This is a genomic window from Corallococcus exercitus, assembly GCF_003611585.1.
Taxonomy (GTDB): domain Bacteria; phylum Myxococcota; class Myxococcia; order Myxococcales; family Myxococcaceae; genus Corallococcus; species Corallococcus exercitus.
In genome coordinates, this window is record NZ_RAVW01000171.1 from 1 (window position 1) to 18,819 (window position 18,819).

At 69.9% G+C, this 18,819-nt stretch carries 15 protein-coding genes; 3 read left to right on the forward strand and 12 right to left on the reverse strand.

Annotated features, from left to right (window positions below; genetic code table 11):
- Window positions 1–668 precede the first annotated feature (668 nt).
- The 7 genes from D7W79_RS21230 to D7W79_RS21260 form a co-directional block, all read right to left on the reverse strand.
- Window positions 669–5,594 carry an Ig-like domain-containing protein gene (locus D7W79_RS21230; protein ID WP_120527212.1) on the reverse strand — a complete coding sequence of 1,642 codons (4,926 nt, stop codon included), beginning with the start codon at window positions 5,592–5,594 and terminating at the stop codon, window positions 669–671.
- Window positions 5,595–5,626: 32 nt separating this feature from the next.
- Window positions 5,627–6,016 (reverse strand): response regulator, encoded by a 390-nt coding sequence (locus D7W79_RS21235; RefSeq protein ID WP_120527213.1) that lies wholly within the window; start codon window positions 6,014–6,016, stop codon window positions 5,627–5,629.
- Window positions 6,017–6,173: 157 nt separating this feature from the next.
- Window positions 6,174–6,584 (reverse strand): response regulator transcription factor, encoded by a 411-nt coding sequence (locus D7W79_RS21240; protein ID WP_147441996.1) that lies wholly within the window; start codon window positions 6,582–6,584, stop codon window positions 6,174–6,176.
- A 136-nt stretch (window positions 6,585–6,720) separates the two neighbouring features.
- Window positions 6,721–7,203: an NUDIX hydrolase gene (locus D7W79_RS21245; protein WP_120527215.1), complete on the reverse strand. Its 483-nt coding sequence runs from the start codon at window positions 7,201–7,203 to the stop codon at window positions 6,721–6,723.
- Window positions 7,204–7,231: 28 nt separating this feature from the next.
- A complete protein-coding gene (locus D7W79_RS21250) occupies window positions 7,232–9,124 on the reverse strand; it encodes a lipoxygenase family protein (RefSeq protein ID WP_158617014.1) in 1,893 nt (630 codons plus the stop codon).
- A gap of 120 nt (window positions 9,125–9,244) precedes the next feature.
- Complete coding sequence (locus D7W79_RS21255) at window positions 9,245–10,468, reverse strand: M57 family metalloprotease (protein ID WP_208729795.1); 1,224 nt, start codon at window positions 10,466–10,468, stop codon at window positions 9,245–9,247.
- A gap of 132 nt (window positions 10,469–10,600) precedes the next feature.
- Entirely contained in the window at window positions 10,601–11,776 is a 1,176-nt protein-coding gene (locus tag D7W79_RS21260; RefSeq protein ID WP_120527218.1) for a trypsin-like serine protease, read from the reverse strand.
- Between the two features lie 120 nt (window positions 11,777–11,896).
- On the opposite strand from D7W79_RS21260, the gene D7W79_RS21265 reads away from it, so the two are divergent.
- Window positions 11,897–12,370 (forward strand): hypothetical protein, encoded by a 474-nt coding sequence (locus tag D7W79_RS21265; RefSeq protein WP_120527219.1) that lies wholly within the window; start codon window positions 11,897–11,899, stop codon window positions 12,368–12,370.
- A gap of 40 nt (window positions 12,371–12,410) precedes the next feature.
- On the opposite strand, the gene D7W79_RS45790 is transcribed toward D7W79_RS21265, so the two are convergent.
- From D7W79_RS45790 to D7W79_RS21275, 4 genes are all read right to left on the reverse strand, one after another.
- Window positions 12,411–12,539, reverse strand: a complete 129-nt coding sequence (locus D7W79_RS45790; RefSeq protein WP_272491413.1) for a hypothetical protein — start codon at window positions 12,537–12,539, stop codon at window positions 12,411–12,413.
- A gap of 111 nt (window positions 12,540–12,650) precedes the next feature.
- A complete protein-coding gene (locus D7W79_RS43740; protein WP_158617015.1) occupies window positions 12,651–12,815 on the reverse strand; it encodes a hypothetical protein in 165 nt (54 codons plus the stop codon).
- Between the two features lie 125 nt (window positions 12,816–12,940).
- Complete coding sequence (locus D7W79_RS21270; protein WP_244221888.1) at window positions 12,941–14,533, reverse strand: DUF4034 domain-containing protein; 1,593 nt, start codon at window positions 14,531–14,533, stop codon at window positions 12,941–12,943.
- A gap of 70 nt (window positions 14,534–14,603) precedes the next feature.
- Window positions 14,604–15,191 carry a Crp/Fnr family transcriptional regulator gene (locus D7W79_RS21275; protein WP_120527221.1) on the reverse strand — a complete coding sequence of 196 codons (588 nt, stop codon included), beginning with the start codon at window positions 15,189–15,191 and terminating at the stop codon, window positions 14,604–14,606.
- A 66-nt stretch (window positions 15,192–15,257) separates the two neighbouring features.
- Here D7W79_RS21275 and D7W79_RS21280 point away from each other — a divergent pair, with 66 nt between their 5' ends.
- Window positions 15,258–16,505, forward strand: a complete 1,248-nt coding sequence (locus D7W79_RS21280; protein WP_120527222.1) for a sterol desaturase family protein — start codon at window positions 15,258–15,260, stop codon at window positions 16,503–16,505.
- Window positions 16,506–16,608: 103 nt separating this feature from the next.
- On the forward strand, window positions 16,609–17,178 hold the full coding sequence (locus D7W79_RS21285; protein ID WP_147441997.1) for a hypothetical protein: 570 nt from the start codon (window positions 16,609–16,611) through the stop codon (window positions 17,176–17,178).
- An 85-nt stretch (window positions 17,179–17,263) separates the two neighbouring features.
- Here D7W79_RS21285 and D7W79_RS21290 read toward each other — a convergent pair whose 3' ends face one another.
- The gene (locus D7W79_RS21290) at window positions 17,264–18,580 is read right to left on the reverse strand and encodes an amidohydrolase family protein (protein ID WP_244221889.1); all 1,317 of its coding nucleotides are present in this window, start codon (window positions 18,578–18,580) and stop codon (window positions 17,264–17,266) included.
- Window positions 18,581–18,819: the final 239 nt, after the last annotated feature.

Genomic DNA, 18,819 nt, shown 5'->3' on the forward strand with positions numbered 1-18,819 from the left:
GTAGTGGGATCGAACCCACTCACGCGGTGCGCTCCGGGCCTGGGGCGGGCCGGCTCGCGTGCCAGGGGACCGCCGAGCCGGGACCCGTCAGGCGCGTCGTCGCGTCATCGGTGGTCAGCGGGTTCGGGGGCACGCGGTGTCGCAAGAGCAAGGCCAGGGCCAGCCCGCGCGTACGGTCGAAGCCGAATTCTTCCAGGAGTTTGGAACAGGAGCCCCGGCCGCGCGGGGCGCCTTGTCCTGTTTGCGGATCCAGTTTCCGGAATCCGGATCCGCTACCACCCAAGTCCCGGCGCGTCACCGTCGGGCCACAAGGGAGCCACGGCCGGTCACCCGTGGCGAAGCCGCCGGAAGAACCCGGACCTGGAGTGGAGCCGAGCCAACGCTCCCGGGTCTCCTAGTCGTCGGCCATCCGGTTGGGACCTCCCGGCGGCGGCGTGCCCCGCGAACCGGTCCGACTGTCGGACCGGTTTGAACAACCGCCGCTGGCCCCCCCTGCGTCGAGGACGCCCCTCTGACGCTTCGAAGCGGACCGGCCTCGTCATCCGCCGTGGAGGGGGGCCTCCGCGCCAGCCAAGCGGAGGCAACCGGTCCGACTGTCGGACCGGTTGGGCCAGGCCGGGCGGGAGGCGTCCCTCAGGGAGGTCCGGGGGCCTGGTGCCCCGCTGGAGTCACCCCCGAGTCCCCTGACGCCGCCGCCCGAGGAGCGGGACAGCCAGCAGGCCCAGCACCAGAGGGAGCAGGCTGCCCGCGCCGCCCGCGGAGCACCCTTCGCCCTGGATGGCGGCGGTATCGCGCACCAGCGGATCCGTTCCGCGATTCACCTCGAGGCCGTCGGAAACGCCGTCACCGTCGCTGTCCGCGAGGCTCGGATCCGTCTCATTCGCATCGTGTTCGCCGTTGGCGTTGGTGTCCTCCTCACCGTCCGACAGGCCATCGCCGTCCGTGTCGGCCTTGAGCGGGTCGGTGCGCATCCGGCCGCGAACCTCGATGCCATCGCTCAACCCGTCACCGTCGGTGTCGGCCTTGCGGCGGTCGGTCTCGGTGGCCTGGGTGATGCCGTCGTGGTTCACGTCTTCCTCGCCATCCGTGAGCCCGTCGTTGTCGCTGTCGGTGTCCCGTGCGTCGATGTGCCCGTCGCCATCGGTGTCGACCAGACCCTCCATGCCATCTGTCAGGCCGTCGCCGTCGGTGTCGGCGTTGAACGGGTCGAGCCCCAGCTCCAGCTCGGTGGCGTTGTCCACGCCGTCACCATCCGCGTCCACGTCGTCGGCCGCGTTGAGCGGATCCGTCTCACCCGGGTCCACCTTGCCGTTGTGGTTCTTGTCCTCGATGCCATCCCAGACGCTGGCGCCATCGGTGTCGGCCTTGAGCGGATCCGTGGTGGTGGCCGGGTCCGCATCCGCGACGAAGAGGGCAGGGTCGGTGCCATTGCCCTGGGGCGCGGTGAGGCCCCGCTCCAGACCGTCGGTGAGGCCATCGGCGTCGGAGTCCGCGAGGGTGGGGTCGGTCTCCATGGCCTGGACGATGCCGTCGTGGTTGGCGTCTTCGTCGCCATCAAGCACGCCGTCGTCATCGGAGTCGTCGTCCATCGGGTCGGTGCGGCCGGAGTGGACCTCCACCCCGTCGGACAGGCCGTCGCCATCGGTATCGGCGTCATGCGGGTCGGTGCCGTGCCACGGCTCTTCATCGTCGGCGAGCCCGTCATGGTCAGCGTCGTCGGTCGCGGACCAGGACCAGGTGGCGGGCGAGTCATCCACGTTGCCCGCCGCGTCCGTGGCGCGCACGGTGAGGGTGTGGGGGCCGGGCGTCACGGTGAAGAGGACCGGGGCCCCGCAAGGCGCGAAGTCTCCAGCATCCAGACTGCACGCGTAGGTGACGCCCGTCTCGTCGGCGTCGAGCTCGAACACCGCGGAAAGGGGCGCGTCGGTCGCGATGGGGCCGGAGCGGATGAACGTGTCCGGAGCCTTGAGGTCCACGGTCCACGTGAAGCTCGTCGGAGAGGGATCCTCGTTGCCCACCGCATCCACCGCGCGCACCTCCACGGTGTACGTGCCATTGGTGAAAGCCTCGCGGGTCAGCGGACTGGCGCAGGGCGCGAAAGCTCCCGTGTCGAAGCGGCACTCGAAGGTCGCCTCCGGGTCACCGGAGGTGAACGTGAAGGAAGCGGTGGTGCTGTTCGTGGGCGAGGTCACGGACGCGGCGATGGACGTGTCCGGCGCCACGACGTCCACGGTGAAGGTGACGCGGGTTTCTGGACTGACGTTGCCTACCGCGTCCTCGGCCACCACGGTCACGGTGTGCGGCCCGCCGCTCAATGCCGGGCCCGGACCGAAGGACCACGCCCCGGTATCGGAAGCCCTGACGCCACCCTGGAGGATGCCGTCCACGAAGAGCCGCACGGAGGCACCCGGCTCCGCGACGCCCGCGTAGAGCGGGCCCTCCCGGTTGAAGACAGCGCCACTCGCGGGCGAGGTGACGACCGGCGCCGCGGGGGCGCTCAGGTCCAGCGTCCACGCGTACTCCGCGGGGAAGGCGTCGCGGTTGCCCGCCGCGTCCACGGCACGCACCGCCAGGGTGTGCGCCCCGTCGGAGAGCGCGTCGAGCGTGAACGGACTGCCGCACGGGGCGAAGGCCTCCGCGTCCAGGCGGCACTCGTAGCCAGTGGCCCCGCCCGTGGAGCTGAAGTCGAACGTGGCACTGGCGCTGTTCGACAGCGGGGAGGGACCGGAGTCGATGGCGGTGTCCGGCGCCACCGTGTCGACGAAGAAGCCAAGGACCCTGGACGGACCCGTGTGGCCCGCGACATCCACGGTGAAGGCGCTCAGCGAATGGAAGCCCTCGTCCAGGGGGCCGGCCACGTCCTGGCGCCAAGCACCCTGGGCATCGACGGGCACTGGCCCCAGGCTCGTGACCTGATCAAGGACCAGGTACACGCTGCCGCGAGGCTCGGCGGTGCCGGTGATGGAAGGGGACACGGTAGAGAGCCATTCGCCCTCCGTGGGATGCAGGACGACGGGCGCCGCGGGAGGCGTGGTGTCCACCGTGAAGGAGACCGGCCGGTTCGCGCTGGAATTGCCCGCCCGGTCCGTGGCGAAGACATAGACCGTATGCGCGCGGTCCGCGAACGCGACCGAGGACGTGCAGGTCCAGAACCCGGCGGCATCCGCGGTCGCCGAGCAGAGATCGTCGCCTCCGTCCACCGTGACCGTGCTGCCGGGTTCCGCCTGGCCCGCGAACACAGGGATCCGGGTCGTGAGCACCTGGCCGGCGGTGGGCGTGGTGACGGTGGGCCGGGCCGGAGGCGTCCAATCCACCGTGAAGGGGACGCTGCGGACCGGGCTGGCGTTCCCGGCCGCGTCATACGCGGTGACGAGGAGCGTGTGCTCACCCTCTACGAAGGAGCGGGCGGCACAGCTCCAGCTGCCCGTGGATGCGGACGCCGCCTTCTGACAGATCACCGCGCCGCCTGCTCGCACGACCACGAGGCTGGCCAGCTCGGCCGTTCCCCGGATGCTGGGAAGGTCGCCCCAATTGAAGACCTGTCCCGGTGTAGGGAAGGCGAGAACCGGCGCGGCTGGAGCGACAGAGTCCACCCGGATGCTCAGCGACCGGACCGTGCTGGTGTTGCCTGCCGCGTCGGTGGCGCTCAGGAGCACGGACTGCAGCCCCTGGGCAAACGCCACGGCGGACGTGCATGCCCAGCTCCCATCGGCCTGCGTCGTGGTCTGGCACGCCAGGCTCCCGTCCTGCTGGCGGACCGTGACGGTACTTCCCGGCTCGGCCGTGCCTTGGAACGTGGGCCTGTCACTGGTCACGAAGCCGCCGCTCGCGGGGACGGTAGGGACGGGGGGCTGCGGAGCCGCCAGGTCCACCGTGAACGTGCGGACCGTGGAGGGACCCCTCCAGCCAGCCGCGTCCCGGCCAAACACCGTCACCGTCGTCGTCCCGGGGCCGAGCTGGAGGGTGGACACGCAGCTCCACGCGCCGGAGCTGGCCTGGGCCTGGGCCGTGCACAACTCCGAAGAGGAGGCCTGACGCACGGTGACGGTGCTGCCTGGCTCCGCGGTCCCGCTGAACATGGGCTTGCGCGTGTTGATGGCAGCGCCCTCCGCGGGCGTGGCCACGATGGGCTCGAGCGGCGGCGTCAGGTCCACCCAGAAGCGCACGGTCGCGACGGGACTGAGCTTCCCGTTGCGGCCCAGCACCTGCGCGGTCAGGGTGTGCAGGCCCTCGGCGAGCGTCGGGAGCTGGCAGCTCCAGGCCTCGGGACCCATCACGGAGGTGCACAGCAGCGTGTCACCCTCGCGGACGGACACGGTGCCGCCGGCGGCCGCGGTTCCCCGGATGAAGGGTTGGGCCACCGGGGAGGTGCTGCCCTCGGCGGGCAGGGTGATGACCGGCGCCGCGGGCACGGTCGTGTCCACGGTGAAATAGGTCCATTCGAAGGCCCCTCCATTCCCGTACTCGTTCACGGCCTGAGCGGTGATGGCGTGAGGCCCATCCGCCAGCGCCACCGTGCTCGTGCAGCTCCAGCTCAGGAGCTGGGGGGCCACCGGGCTCGTGCACAGCACGGTGTCACCGTCGCGCACGATGACGGTGCGGCCAGGGGGACCGCCCAGGGACGAGGCGCCACCGGCGAAGAGGGGCGTGCTCGTGCCGATCACCAGATCCCACCCGGACGGCTCTCCAATCCAGGGCCTGTCGGGCAAGAGCACGAAGAAATAGAACGGGGTGCCGTGGCTGTGATTGCCGTTCTCGTCCCGCGCGAACACACCGACGGTGTACCCGCCAGTCTCGTAGGCCACCGTGCTCTGGCAGCTCCAGGCCCCCGTGACGGCGTCCGCGGAGGCGGTGCAGCGGAGATCCTCCGGACCGCTTCCCACGATGAGGACGGTGTTGCCGGCCTCCGCTGTCCCACTGAAGATGGGGTAGCGCGGCGTGTCCAGCGCGCCGGGCAGGGGTGCCAGCACGTTGGGCATGGGGGGCCTGACCGCGACCACCGTCGTCACCATGTCCCCCGTGGGGGACCACGACCCGAAGCTCAGCGGAGCCCCGCTCAGCGGGTCATGGGTGAGCAGCGTGGCCCTGGCGTTGATCGGCCCCTCCAGCTCTAGGAGGATCCTGACCTGGAAGACGACCGTCGTCGTGCCTCCCGGGGGGATGACACCTCCCTGGAAGGCATCCGCTCCGGAGCCCAGGCGGACGCGAAGGGTGCGCGAGAAGGCCTCGTATTCGCCCGCGTCATCCCCGGCGGCATCCGTCAACGCGCCTGGCGGGAATCCGGTGGTGACGCGCAGCGAGCCCGGCACGAAGTCCACGTACCACTGCAGGTAGTTCGTGAACTCCATTCCGCTGCCCGGCGCCAGGCCCGTGTTGGTCGTCGTGAGGGTGTACTCCAGGACGTCCAGGCCACGAAGCTGGCCATTCGGCCGGGGCGACACCGCCCGGACGCTCAACACCGTCTGGGTGAAGTCCGGCGCATCCTCCGCGAGCGCGGCGGACGGCAGGAGCGCCATCAACAGACACAGCACCGCGGTAACGGGAGCCGGGAACCCCCGGCGGGACACGGGGGCGACGGCGGCGGGACTTTTCATGGACCTCTACTGGACGGTGACGGCGCGTTTCCTTAGCGCGGAGCTTCCAGCAATTGCGACACGTGCTCCGCCAGGTCCGGCAGCGGCTGGGGCTTGCTCAGCACCAGGTCCACTCCCAGTGCCTGTGCACGCGTCCCCAGGTCCGGGGTCGCGAACGCCGTCAGCAGCACCATGCGCGTGGCCGGCGAGGCTTCCCGCAGCCGCTCCGCGATGATGAGCCCTTCCTCGGACTGCGTGCCGCTCAGGCGCAGGTCGCTGATGACCAGGTCGTACCGGCCGTGCTTCACGCGCTCCAGCGCCTCGTCCAGGTCCGTGGCCGAGTCGACCTCGTACCCCGCGCTGGAGAAGAAGCGGCCCAGGACCCAGCACAGGACCGTCTCGTCGTCGATGATCAGCAGGTTGCGGGGCACACGAGGAGGCATGAGCAAGGCTGGGGCCAGGAGCTCGGGAATCAAGCGCGGTGAAGTCTTTACGGCCATTTGGACCGGCGGAACAGCGTCCGCCGCGAGCCTTTGTCCAGCTTGCGGATCCAGTTTCCGGAATCCGGACCAGAACCGGGAACGCCGCGTACCTGGATTCCTAGCGCATCGGGATGGGCTGGGGCCGGTCCTCGTTGGCCGCGGCGGGGATGAGCGCGGACAGGTGGAGGATGAGCACCGGCATCAGCTGCGGCTTGGGCAACAGCTTCGTGATGCCGCTCGCCCATGCCGAGTGCCGCACCTCGTCCAGGGGCAGCGCCGTCATCAGCAGGAGGGGAATGTGCGAGTCATGCAGGCGGAGGTCGCGAGCGAAGCGCAGGCCCTCCTCCATGCCAGGCCGCCCGAAGGGATGGTCGATGAGGACCGCGTCGAACAGGTTCGTGTCCAGCAGGCTCCGCGCCTGCCCGTCCGTGCGAGCCGTGAGGACGGTGAAGCCCGCGGCCGTCAGGTGACGCGCCGTCGCCCCACGAACCGGGGGCTTCGAATCGAGGAGAAGGATTTTACCGTGCATGCACAACAACAGTGCAGCGGTTGTGCCACGCGAGGCGTCATACGCCAATCCCAGTCATTGCAAGGGATTGGAGGATGAAGGGGGAGGGCCCTTTCCAGTTCCTGGACCGGGCTCCGGAATCTGGAATCCAGCCCACTCAAAGGCCGCTGCGCCGCCGCGCGGCGTCCTCGAGGTAGGCGCGCACCACGGGCATGAGCGGCAGCCGTAGCGCGGTCTCCACGTCGAGCCACCGGGCCCACACCACCTCGCGCTGGTCGAGCACGAGCCGGGGCTCGGTGTCGAGCTCCAGCTCGACGAAGTGGCACCGGTCCCGCTTGAACTCGTCCGTGTGGTGCAGCTCGCACACGGCGCGCAGCCGCGAGGCCGGCACGTGCAGCCCCACCTCCTCGCGCAGCTCCCGCGCGCCCGTCTCCTCCGGGGACTCGCCGCGGTGCCGGCCGCCTCCCGGCAGGGAGAAGGCCTGCTTGTACGAGTTCTGCAGCAGCAGCACCTCGCGGCCCCGCCACACCCCCACGAGCGTGCCCTCCGTGCGCGGTCGGCGCACGAACCACCAGGCGAGCGCCAGGTGGTAGGCGCCGCGGTAGGCCACGCGCACGAAGGGATCGATCGGGGTGCTCATGGGGGTGAGGCTACCCCGGTACGGACGCTCAGATGTTGATGCTCTGGGGGATGAGCGAGGGGACGAGGTAGGGGTAGGGCTCGTAGCGAGTCGCGTTGCGCTGCTCGATGACGCCGCCGATGCGCTCCAGCTCCGCCTGGAACGCCTTCAGCGGGCCGTGGACGCGCGGGTCCTTGAAGTGCAGGAGCGGGTAGTCGCCGAGCTTCGAGTGGTGCAGGGAGCCGAGCAGGGTGAGGAAGTCGAGCTGCTCGGCGGCCATGTCCAGCGGAGGGTACGGGTCCAGGCCCGGGTTGAGCGCGGCGTCGGCGCGCGTGGGGGGCGCGGCGCGGTAGGCGGCGCCCGGGGCGAGCGGCACGAAGGTCATCACCCCGGCCTGGGCGAAGTTCACCGCCGCGTGCTGCGCGCTGCCGGTGAACAGCAGCATGGTGAGCGCCTGCACCAGGTACTCCACGGTGGTGAGCTTGCCGGCGACGCCGTCCTCGCCAAAGCCCTTCACCCGGCCTCCGTCCTGGGCCACCAGCTCTGCGGCCCACGCCTGGAGCGCGGCGTCCCCGGCCACGGCGGCGTTGTCCGGGTAGTGGACGCCCACGTAGGCGCGCACCCACTGCTCGATGGCGCCCCAGACGAGCCGCGCGTCCTCGCGGTAGGGGTAGTCCAGGTCCGGATCCACCACCCCGCGCTTCTCCAAGGCCTGCGGCAGCATGCCCTGGGTGAAGTCGTAGTCCGGGTCGTCCAGCAGCGAGGCCACGGTGACGGCGCGGTTGGACTGGATGGTGCCGCCCAGCAGCATGTCCACGTCGCCGCCGGGGGCGATGAGCTTCGCCTGCGCGGCGTTGTTGATGTACAGCGTGCCCTCGAAGTGGGGCCGCAGCAGCACGCTCACCGGGTGCTCGTCCGGCAGCCGCCGGTGGGTGGCCACCACGAAGGGCTCCACCAGCAGGTGCGTGTGGCCCAGATGGGAGACCATCTCGTGGTGGGTGACGTCCGCCACGGAGACGACCGTCTTGGCCTGCTGCCACGCCTCACCGTCCGCGGGGGTGTAGAGCGGATAGCCGGCGGGATCCTGGCCGCAGCGGATGCCCAGCGGCTTGAGCTGGCGCACGCCCGAGCCGCGCGGCAGGCCGAACAGGGCGCGCGGCGCGAACATGTACTTGGGCCCGTCCGGGAAGTTGCCATTCACCACGCGGGCGAGCGCCTTGTAGTCGGCGAGATACAGCCGCCCGTCCCGCAGGACCTGGCCCACCGAGTCCCCCTCGCCCAGCACGGCGCCCAGGGCCGCGTCGCTCAGGCCGAGCGTGTCCTCGTCCGAGCGCGCCCGCTTGAGCACGAGCGGGTTGAAGCCCGCCACGCGCATCCACGCGAAGGTGGCGTCGTCCTCGTAGGTGTGGGCGGCCGTGGGGAGGGGCAGGGTGGTGAAGAGGTTGAAGTAGTCCTGCATGGAGCCCGGGCGGCCCTTGGGCTTGACGACGAGCGATTCGAGCAGCGTCTTGAAGACGTCGAAGATGCTGCCCAGCTCCCCCCGGAAGGCCTTCTCGGCGAGGCCCGCCACCTGCTCGGCGAGCCGCGCGGCCTCGCCCACCGCGGACAGCCCGTCGCGCAGCTTCTGGGCGAGGCTCGACGGCGCGGGCAGCTTGTCCAGGTGCGTGAGGTCCAACGAGCCCACGCCCAGGTGCGACAGGTCCACGTTGAGCGCCGGGGTCGCCGGGACGTCCTTGCCGTCGCGCTGCGCCTGCTCATGCACCCACAGCAGCCGGTTGTGGGCGATGTGCAGCACCTGCGCGATCGCCTGGCCCCACCACTCGAGGGTGGGCTTCTGGTCGGAGGGGACACCCTGCGCCATCGCCAGCGGAGCCACGTAGCTGTAGTTGTACTGGTACTCGGGCGCGGCGTTGCTCGCGGATGACAGGCTTACGGCGGACATGAGGGGACCCCCAGGGATTGGACTGCGCGGCGGATGCGTGCCTTTGCACCCGCCGTCCATGATTGTCCTTGGAGGACCCCTCCCGGCGCAATCCCTGGCCCCGGCCATGCCCTGGCAGGGTTACTGTCCCCCCGTGCCGGTGTTCCAGAGCGGCTGTCCCTGCGGCGAGTAGATGACCACGTTGCCGTCGTTCTGGACCGCCAGCGTGGAGCCCGGCTGGCCTCCGGTGTAGGTATGCCAGAGGGGCCGCATCAGGCCGGTGTAGATGACGAGATTGCCGTCGGTCTGGAAGTACAGGCCATAACCCGCCTGCCCACCCGTCGAGGCCGCGGTGGACCAGGTGACCTGGTAGGTGTAGCCGCTGGGCGTGGGGGTCACCTTGGTCAGCTCGAGGACGCCGAACTCCCGGAACGAGAGGAAGTGCCACCGGTCACACGAGTAGATCATCTCCCCCACGCCAAGCCCCTTGCCCGCGGGAATCTGACCGCAGCCCGTCGCCGTGACCGGGCGGGCCAGGACGCGGCTGCCATAGAGCTGGCTGACGCCCTCCACGTCGCTCTGGGTCAGGCTGTTGCCACCGGTGCCGCCGCACTCGGGATAGGGGTAGTTCATGATCGAGCCCGAATCGTAAGGCGTGACACCCCGCCAGTTCTGGGGCTCGTTGCTCGCGTAACACATGCCGGAGCGGAGGAACTCGTGCCGGAGCCCGAGCGTATGCCCCAGCTCGTGCATCAGCATCCCCGCCAGGGGCCAGCTGCTGCTGAAGGCCGAGCTGGTGATGAAGACCGTGCGGTCCGGGCGCGAATAGCCAGGCATGAACGCCCTGGCGGTGTACGGGGCGTTGCCGATGGGGCTTACGTTGAAGAAGACGTTGGTGTTCTGGTTGGTGCAGTTGGCGTCCTGGGCCGGGACATAGACGAAGTTGACGAGCAGCTGCGCCCCCCAGGCGGCCCCGGCGGAGTTCATGGCATTGACGACGGCCTGCTTGTTGGCACCGAAGTCATTGCTGACGCAGTAGCTCAGGTTGAGCTGCTCGCCACCCTTCCAGGTGTTGTCGAGCGCCGCGTTGAGCAGGTCGACGGTGAGGGCGCCGTCCTTCGGATACAGCTGCTCCCAGGCGCGCCGCAGGTCCGCCATGTCGCGGGCTGGCAGGTCACCGTCGTAGACGTACTGGCCGTTCGAGTCCTGCTGGACGGTGGAGAGGAACTCCTCGAACGTGACGTCCCGCCGGGCGGTGTTGGTGAGCTCCTCACGGGGGCTCTCCGGGGCGTCCGGAGCCCCACAGGCGCTGCACACCAGGGTCATGGCCAGCGCGGCAGGGACAAGGGTCGTGGGCTTCTTCATGGGTCGGGGCATTTCGCGTTTCCTGACGTTCTTTTCGCGTGGGAGGGGCCAGGCCCGGAGCTTCAACGCCGCACCTGCCGGGCCGTGATTGTCCTTGAGCGTGTGCTCCCGGCGCAATCCCTTCCACGTCTGTCAGTAGAACGTACGCCCGAGCATGGAGGCGTTGGTGACAGCCGTTTCGCCATACACGGACACGTACCAGGTCCCCATGCCCGGGTAGAAGAGGGAGCAATACTCCACGTTGCTGCCCGTGTCGCCGGAGCGGCAGGCGTAGTTCGTCAGCGTGGGCGCTGCGCCTTCGCGCACGTAGAGGGTGCCATTGCCGGTGCCACCCTGGAGCGACACGGTGAACGCGGGGATGCCCGACGGCAGAGTCAGCGAGTAGTGCTTCCAGCCGCCCTGGGGTGCGCTCACGTAGCTCAGCGTCACCCGCGGCGCGGTCTTCAGCCGCGGGGTCATGTTGGCGATGAACGGCTGGAGGTACGAAGCCCGCTCGAAGATGTCCGGCGCCGAGCAGCCCAGGTTGTAGCTGGCGACGCCCACCAGCTTCTTCCCGGCGGCCCCGTCCACCACCAGCGGGCCCCCCACGTCTCCCGTGCAGAAGGCGTTGCCCTGCGCCGAACCATCCGCCCCCAGCTGGTCCAGGGGGACGGGCTGCCCCAGCGCCAGGGCGGCATCCGCGTTGGACATCAGCGGCACGCTCATCTTGCTCAAGGCGTCTGGCGTCGCGCTCCCCGGGGTCGTCTGCCCCCAGCCCGAAAGCGTGGCGATGACGCCCGGGTTGGTGTAGCCGGCGGACACATCCGCCGCCGTCGCCACCGGCAGGGCCGCCACCGTGACGCCATCGAGCGTCAGCGGGGAGCCCAACAGCAGGAGCGCCGCGTCCTTGCCCTGCGCCGCATCCCACGAGCCAGGGAAGGGAATGATGTCCAGCACCGTCCGCACCTGCCCCACGGTGTTCATCAACGCCAGGCTGTTGCTGCCCGCCGCGACGCGCAGGGTGCTGGGATGCGGGGGCGTCACGGTGGTGCTCCCCCGCACGCACTGGCGTGAGGTGAGGACCCAGTGGGTGTTGATGATGGTGCCGCCACACAGGTGGTTCCCGGCCGTGTCCTGAATGGACACCATCCAGGGAAACTCACCGGCGGTGGCCGGCGTGCTCCCCACCAGGGGCCGCGAGACCTCCGCCACGCCGGGCGGAGCGCTGACCGCTTCGGGGCCACAGCCAGCGCCCAGTGACAGGAAGCCCAGCGCCACGGCGGCATGCAGGGAAGAGAACGACGGAAAGGACGAGCGAGCAGAGGGCATGCGGTCACTCTAGCCCGGGCCTTCTGGGGCTGCCTCCAGCGCCGGGGCTTGCTCCGCGCCGCGCTTCGTCGCCGGAGCGCATGGCGGCGCTGGCTTGTTTTCGCCGCTTGAGCTGGGAGCATGGCCGTCATGGACGCGAAGGGGCATCGCTGGCTCGTCAATGAGTTGGACAAGTGGCGGGTGCCCGTCGACCTTGCTGCGCTCCGCAAGCGCGGCCCCGAGGTGTTCGACGCGCTGGTGGAGATTCTCGAGCAGCGCCAGCTCTCCACCCGACAGCGGGGGAACGCGCTCTGGGCGCTGAGCGAGCTGAGCCTGCAGCGAGGAGCCCTCCTGGAGCGAAGCACCGTCCTGGCGCGGATCGCGAAGACCCTCGTCGTCGGCGACGAGCAGGAACTGCGCGAGGTGGCGGCCCGGGTGTTGGTGCTCCAGTTCTTCCAGCAGGAAGGCTATTCGGCCCTGCGACCGCTGGTGAGCGCCGAGGAGCTGAAGTCCCTGCTGGAGCGCGCCGAGGCGTTGGGACTGAGCGACGAGGTCCGGGACCGCGTCTGGCAGTTCTTCAACAAGACCTGCGCGCGGCGGCGTCTCAGCGAATGAGCAGGCCTCCGTCCGCGGGGATGATCCGGGGCGCTGTCTGTCAATCCATGCTCTCGCGCAACTCCAGCAGGAGCGAGTCGGCGGCCTCCGTGCTGACGATGCCCGTGCGGGGATACTCCAGGTCCACGACGACATGGATGGCCGAGGAGATCACCAGGGCGAAGAGCAACCGGTAGGGCCAGTTGCGGCCCTAGCCCCGCGCCGTCGTCAAGCCCACGAGCATGGCGCCAATCACGGACAGCCCGAGCATGAAGATGAAGGTGGGCGACGTGATGTGTGTTCACACGGCGAGCGTTCGCTTCGCCGCGACCTCCGCCAACAGGCGGACGGGAGGCAGCAGCAGGACGTCCTTGTCTGGATCGGCCTGGGTGATGGCCACCATCGAAGCCCAGAGCTGCTTCTGGAGGCGGGAGGCCCGGGCGCGGCGCGCTTCGAACTCCTCCACCCAGGCACCAGGTTCCGATGCACCTCCAGACGCCTCCCCGCCTCGGCGTAGGAGAAGGCCAGGATGAGCCCCATGACCTCCAGGGCCAACACCAGCAGCGTGGTGACCGCCAGCTCACGCACCCCTCAGCGGATCGTGGTCCTGGCTTGCTCGAGCTGGCGCGCACGGGCACAGCCCTCGTTGATGCCCAGGTCACACGCCTTCTTCAGGTCGGACAGCGCAGCCTCGAGGTTGCGCAGGTGGTAGTGCGTCCCACTGCGCTCGAGGTAGGCGAGCCCGTGCTCGGGATTGCGCGCGAGGAAGGCGTCCCAGAGCGGGAGGATCTCCGCGAAGCGCCGCTCTCGCGCCAGGGCATAGTCCCGCTGCTGCACGGCGCGGAAGTCCTCCGGCATCCCGGCCTGCTCCTCCTTGCCCTGCTCCTGCGACGGCGCGGTGACGACCCGGGTGCGCCAGCGCGCCACCTCGGGGTCGCCCGGGGCGAGTTCCCCCGCGAGCTCGAGCAGGCGCAGGGCCTCCTCGCGGTGTCCGGCCCCATGCTGCTCATAGGCCGCGTAGACCAGGCCCTTCACCACGCCAGGCCGCAGCGACCGCCCGTCGGCGTCCGTCTCCTCCAGCCGCAGGCCGTGCAGGAGATCCTCTCCCGCGGGTCCCCACTTCTGGCTGGAAGCGAGAATCCGGGCGCGCTCGAAGTAGACGTCCGCGCGAGCGGGCCGCAGGGCCACGGCCCGGTTCGACTCGACGAGCGCGGCGTCCAGGGCCCCGGTGCCGCGCAGCCGCTTCGCCCGCGCCAGCCGGAACTCCCAGTAGTCGCCGGCCGACAGCGCCTGGGCAAGCAGGACCAGTGCCCGGTCGTTGTCGTCCTCGACTCGCGGATCATTCGCGCGGTCCCAGTCGGCGAAGCCGCGCAGGAAGCCCAGCTCGGGGTGTGCGCGGCTCTGGGCCTCGGCGAAGGCGTCCATCTCCTCGTAGGAGCCGCCCCAGCGGGGAGTCAGTCCGTGGAGGTAGACGCTCCGGACGTCCGCGCAGGACGGGCACTGCTCCGCGGCGCGGGCGAAGACGCGCTCGCGATCCTCACGGTCGCCGAGCGCGTTGGCCACGTGGATCAGCGGCCGCGCCGCCGCGACCGCCTTCGGATGGAGCGCCCAGGCGCGGGTGAGATCCGGCACTGCACGCTCGAAGGCCTTCTGCATCCCGGCGAGTTCCTCCTCCGCCGTCGCCGCCACGAACCTCGTCCCGCGCCGCAGGTAGCCCACGTTCACCCAGTGGGTGCCCCGTGCGAGGTAGGGCGCGAAGGAACGCGGCGACGCCTCCACCCAGGCGTCGAGGAGCTCCGCCGAGTCGGGGGCCCCGTTGCCGAGCGCCTGGATGCCGTCCGTCATCCAGTGCTCGTCCTGGGGGTTCGACTCCATGCCCCACTGGAGCTGCTCGACCGCCAGCGTCAGGTCCTCGAACTGGCGGCGGAGCAGGAGCGCGCGCAGCGCCACCCCATCCACATGCCCCCGGGGAACCCCGCCTTGCTCGACGCCGGCCGGCGCCACGACAGGAAGCCCGCGGGGAGCGGGGCCCGGGGCAGGCGTCAGGACGGGCTCCTGGCGGGCTGCGATGCGCGCCTCGACCGCGGCGCGCTGCTTCGCCTGGAAGGCCCGCACGGCAAGCCCCGCGGAACCCAGGCCCAGCAAGAGGACTCCCGCGCCGAGCGCGGTACGAAGAGAGGACATGAGGCGTGGCACGGTAGCAAAGGCAGGCCGCGCAGGTGCCATCCCGGCTGTCTTCCGCGCGGAATCCCGCTCACTCCGCCCGCTTGCGGCGCCGTGACATGATACGGCTGAGGGCCACCTCGGTGATGCCGAGGTAGGCCGCCACGTCGCGCTGGGGAATCCTTCCCTTCAGGTGGGGATGCTCCTCCCAGAACTTCACCAGGCGCTCCTCCGCGGACAGCTCCAGGAACTCCTGCTCACGGCGCTCCTTGAGGATGAAGTGCTGCTCCGCCACCCGGCGCGCCAGACGCTCCCAGCACACGTGGCCCTGCTCCAGCTGCTGGAAGTCCTGCGTCTGGAACACCAGCACGTGGCTTGGCTCCAGCGCTTCAATCGCAGTCATCGACGGCAGCCGCTGCAACATCTCCGCATAGGCGCCAATCAGCTCTCCCTCGGCGCGGAAGGCCTTGATGGACTCGCCCCCGCGTGGCGACACGCGCACGCCCCGGAAGACGCCCCGCAGCACCACCGCGAACCGGTCCGCCGCGTCTCCCGGACGCATGAAGAACTCCCGCTTCGCCAGCGACTGCTCCTTCGCCACGGCTTCGGCCTTCGCCCACTCCTCGGGAGGCAGCGGGGCCAGGGTGGCGAGGCGCTCGAAGAGCTTCGGGAATCTCACGTCGCGGGGACCTGGGCTTGACCTGGGTTAAGGCGGCGGCGGCTTGGGGAAACATATACCGGGGCCATGTCCCTCAACGTCTACGCCGTGGCCACGCCCTTCGTCATTGCCCTGGCCCTGGCGGAGTTCGCCTGGTGCGTGGCGCGGCGCAACGGCTACTACAGCTTCCAGGACTCCATCGCGAGCATGGGCACGGCGGTGATGAACCAGTGCGTCAACGTCGCGGTGGCCCTGCTGGTGCTGCCCCTCTTCACGCAGCTGGGCCAGTACGCACCGTGGCGGCTGGACGCTTCGTCGCCGCTGTCGCTGGTGGCGCTCTTCCTGGGCGTCGACTTCCTCTTCTACTGGTTCCACCGCTTCGGGCACCGCACCAACATCGGCTGGGCGGCCCACTCGCCGCACCACTCCACCGAGGAGCTCAACTACGCGGTGGCCTTGCGCGCGAGCGTGACGCAGCGCCTCTTCTCGTTCCTCTTCTACTGGCCGCTGGTGCTGGTGGGCTTCCCGCCGGAGGCGGTGCTGGCGATGGTGGCCTTCCACCTGGTGCTCCAGTTCATCCCCCACACGCGGGTCATCCCCAAGCTCCCCGCGTGGGTGGAGTCGTGGCTGAACACGCCGTCGCACCACCGCGTGCACCACGCGCGCAACGACGCGTACATCGACAAGAACTACGCGGGCTTCCTCATCATCTGGGACCGGATGTTCGGCACCTACGCGGAGGAGACCGAGCCGTGCTCCTACGGGCTGACCACCCCGGCGAACACCTGGGACCCGACGGCCATCAACTTCCAGGCCTGGGCCCGGCTCGCCGCGGACGCCGTCGCCACGAAGAGCCACTGGGACCGCCTGCGCCTCTGGGTGATGCCCACGGGCTGGCGGCCTGCGGACCTGCCTCCGCGCGCGCTGGGGTACTGGAAGCAGGAGGGGAGGGAGGTGAAGTATCACTCACGGGAGCTGCCCGGCGTGCGTGGCTACCTCGTCTTCCAGTTGTTCGCGTCGATGCCGTTCATGCTCCTGGTGAGCCACCATGCCTCACCGCTGTCGGGCTGGCAGAAGGTCGCGTTGAGCCTGCTGCTCTGGGCGATGGCGACCGCCTGGAGCGGGATGCTGGAGTCGAAGCGGTGGAGCGAGGCGCTGGAGCTCGCGCGGGTGCTCGCCATGGGCGTGGCGGTGACGCTGTGGCTGGTCCGGGCAGGCGCGCCCCAGACGTGGAGCGCGCTCACCGCGTCGTGGCTGATGGTCTCGCTGGTCTGGCTGCGGGTGGCGCGCGGTGGCGCCAGCCGGAGGTCCCAGAGGACCTTCTTCCCAGGCTGACAGCACCTGACGAAGGTGCGGACCGGATGGATCCATCGCAGACGAAATATTTCCTTCGCGCGCCGTAATCCGCTCAGCAGCTTCATTGAGGGGAACCGAAACCATGATGCGACGATGGATGGCGGCGGCACTGACCTTGTTCACGCTCACGGCCTGTGGCCCGGAGGACGTCTCCGAATCCGGCCCGGAGGAGGTCCCCGCGTCGGGTCCGGAGGGTTCGCTGCGGGGGCAGGAGCAGGAGGTCTGGGGCTGGTACTACACCTCGGAGGAACTGGCTCCGGCCGAGTGCGACGGGGATGCACTGGCCTACGGCGCGTCCTGCAGTCACGCCTTCTGTGACGACGTCAGGCTGGGATGCAACACCCCCCCGAGCGGCACCACGAAGGGCTATCCCACCTGGACCGCATCCTTCTCCGAGGAGTCAACGCGGCCCACCATCTGCCCCAACGGCTCCTGGGTGACGGGCCTGTCGTGTTCGGGCGGCTACTGCGACAATGTCTCGCTGGAGTGCACGCCCATCTCCGGGCGCTCTGCCGGCAATTGCTACTGGTCGGACCCCATCGCCGACGGCAAGTCCACCTTCATTGCCCCCGCGAACCACTTCATCCGGGGCGCCAAGTGCGCCGGCTGGTGGTGCGAGTCCATGACCCTCTACTACTGCGAGATGATCTGACCGCACCGTTCCTGCCGCGCCTCACGCCATCGTGGCAGATGGGCTCGCTGGGCTGCTTCCAGGCGAGCCTTGTCACCCGGGCCGCTCATCGCGTCGATTCCTCCACCCGCGGCGTCTGAGCCCGGGCGTCCAGGATGACCTGGCCGTCCTTCATCACGAACCGCACCTGCTTCAGCGCGCGGATGTCCTTCAGCGGGTCGCCCTCCACCGCGAGCAGGTCCGCGAACTTCTTCGGCTCGAGCGAGCCGATCCGGTCCTGCATGCGCAGCAGCTCCGCCGCGTTCACTGTCGCCGCGCGCAGGATGTCCACGGGCTTGAGGCCTGCCTCGGCGTAGGCGATGAACCCCTTCACGCAGGCCTGCCCTCGCGTCAGCCCTGGCATCACGACGTACATGTCCGAGCCCGCGGCGACCCGGATGCCAGCGGCCACCGCGCGGCGGAGGCGGTCATGGGCCCGGGTGATGTTCCTCCTGCAGCGCTCCTTCATCTGGCTGGCATCGAAGGAGTCGCACACCTCCAGCCAGCTGTCGGTGGGCACCAGGAAGGTGCGCTTGCGGACCATGAGCGCCGCCACGTCATCGGGGAGGGAGTACCCGTGCTCGATGGAGTCGACGCCTGCCTGGACCGCGGTGCGAATGCTGTCGTCGAGCGTGGTGTGCGCCGCCACCGGCCGCTTCGCGCGGTGGGCCTCCTCGACAATGACCTTCAGCTCCTCCAACGAGAGGAGGGTGTGCCCGTTGTCGACGATGACCTTGATGCAATCCGCACCGTCGGCAATGGCCTGCCGCACGGCGCGCCGCGCCTCCTCCACGCCGGAGATGGTGACGTACTCCTGTTCGATAAGGGGCTGGGCCGGGGGCTGGAGCGTGGGGAACTGCCCGCCAGGAGGCGCGAGCGCGCGGGTGCAGGCCGAGATGCGCGGGCCCTGCACCCAACCGCGCTGGATGGCGTTGCGCAGCGCCACGTCGCCGTTGATCCCGGAGTTGCCCACGTCGCGCACCGTGGTGACACCCGCCTCCAGCATCTCACGGCCCAGCTTCGCTCCCATGAGTGCGCGCTCGGCGGTGCTGCTCTGGGCGACGACCGTGAGCATGCTGTCGTCTCCGCTGTCCGCGTCGACATCCAGCAGCAGGTGCGAGTGGGCGTCGATCAGCCCGGGAAGCAGGGTGACGTCGCCCAGGTCGAAAACGCGTGTCCCCGCGGGGATGGGGAGGCCCGTGCCCACGGCCTGGATGGTCGAGCCTTCGATGAGCACGACCGCGTCCGGCAGGCTTCTGTCGCTCTTCCCATCGAAGAGCCTCGCGGCACGCAGCGCGATGCGCGGGGGCTTCCCGGCGGAGGGCTCCAGGCCCCATGACGGAAGGGGGAGGCTCCACAGGAGGAGCGTGCCAAGGACAGTCATCAACAGCCGTCGGGAACGGGAGGGCAGGGTGTGGCTCCTGGAGCGCGGAGGACAGGAGCATGCAGGATGACGTCCCTCCGTCCATGAGCAGTTGTGGTTGCACGAAAAGCACGACCGTTCTATGAAGGGGTCATGCGCAAGGGCGAGCTCACCCATCAGACCATCCTGGAGACGGCCGTCCGGCTGGCCAGCCGGACGGCCGTCTCCAGGATGGTCTGATGGGTGCTGTCTCTTATACA

What these genes read in the sequence shown, in the direction of transcription:
- D7W79_RS21230 (WP_120527212.1), bottom strand. Translation starts at nt 5,594, where the DNA reads ATGAAAAGTCCCGCCGCCGTCGCCCCCGTGTCCCGCCGGGGGTTCCCG.
- D7W79_RS21235 (WP_120527213.1), bottom strand. Translation starts at nt 6,016, where the DNA reads ATGCCTCCTCGTGTGCCCCGCAACCTGCTGATCATCGACGACGAGACG.
- D7W79_RS21240 (WP_147441996.1), bottom strand. Translation starts at nt 6,584, where the DNA reads ATGCACGGTAAAATCCTTCTCCTCGATTCGAAGCCCCCGGTTCGTGGG.
- D7W79_RS21245 (WP_120527215.1), bottom strand. Translation starts at nt 7,203, where the DNA reads ATGAGCACCCCGATCGATCCCTTCGTGCGCGTGGCCTACCGCGGCGCC.
- D7W79_RS21250 (WP_158617014.1), bottom strand. Translation starts at nt 9,124, where the DNA reads ATGTCCGCCGTAAGCCTGTCATCCGCGAGCAACGCCGCGCCCGAGTAC.
- D7W79_RS21255 (WP_208729795.1), bottom strand. Translation starts at nt 10,468, where the DNA reads ATGAAGAAGCCCACGACCCTTGTCCCTGCCGCGCTGGCCATGACCCTG.
- D7W79_RS21260 (WP_120527218.1), bottom strand. Translation starts at nt 11,776, where the DNA reads ATGCCCTCTGCTCGCTCGTCCTTTCCGTCGTTCTCTTCCCTGCATGCC.
- D7W79_RS21265 (WP_120527219.1), top strand. Translation starts at nt 11,897, where the DNA reads ATGGCCGTCATGGACGCGAAGGGGCATCGCTGGCTCGTCAATGAGTTG.
- D7W79_RS21270 (WP_244221888.1), bottom strand. Translation starts at nt 14,533, where the DNA reads ATGTCCTCTCTTCGTACCGCGCTCGGCGCGGGAGTCCTCTTGCTGGGC.
- D7W79_RS21280 (WP_120527222.1), top strand. Translation starts at nt 15,258, where the DNA reads ATGTCCCTCAACGTCTACGCCGTGGCCACGCCCTTCGTCATTGCCCTG.
- D7W79_RS21285 (WP_147441997.1), top strand. Translation starts at nt 16,609, where the DNA reads ATGATGCGACGATGGATGGCGGCGGCACTGACCTTGTTCACGCTCACG.
- D7W79_RS21290 (WP_244221889.1), bottom strand. Translation starts at nt 18,580, where the DNA reads ATGACTGTCCTTGGCACGCTCCTCCTGTGGAGCCTCCCCCTTCCGTCA.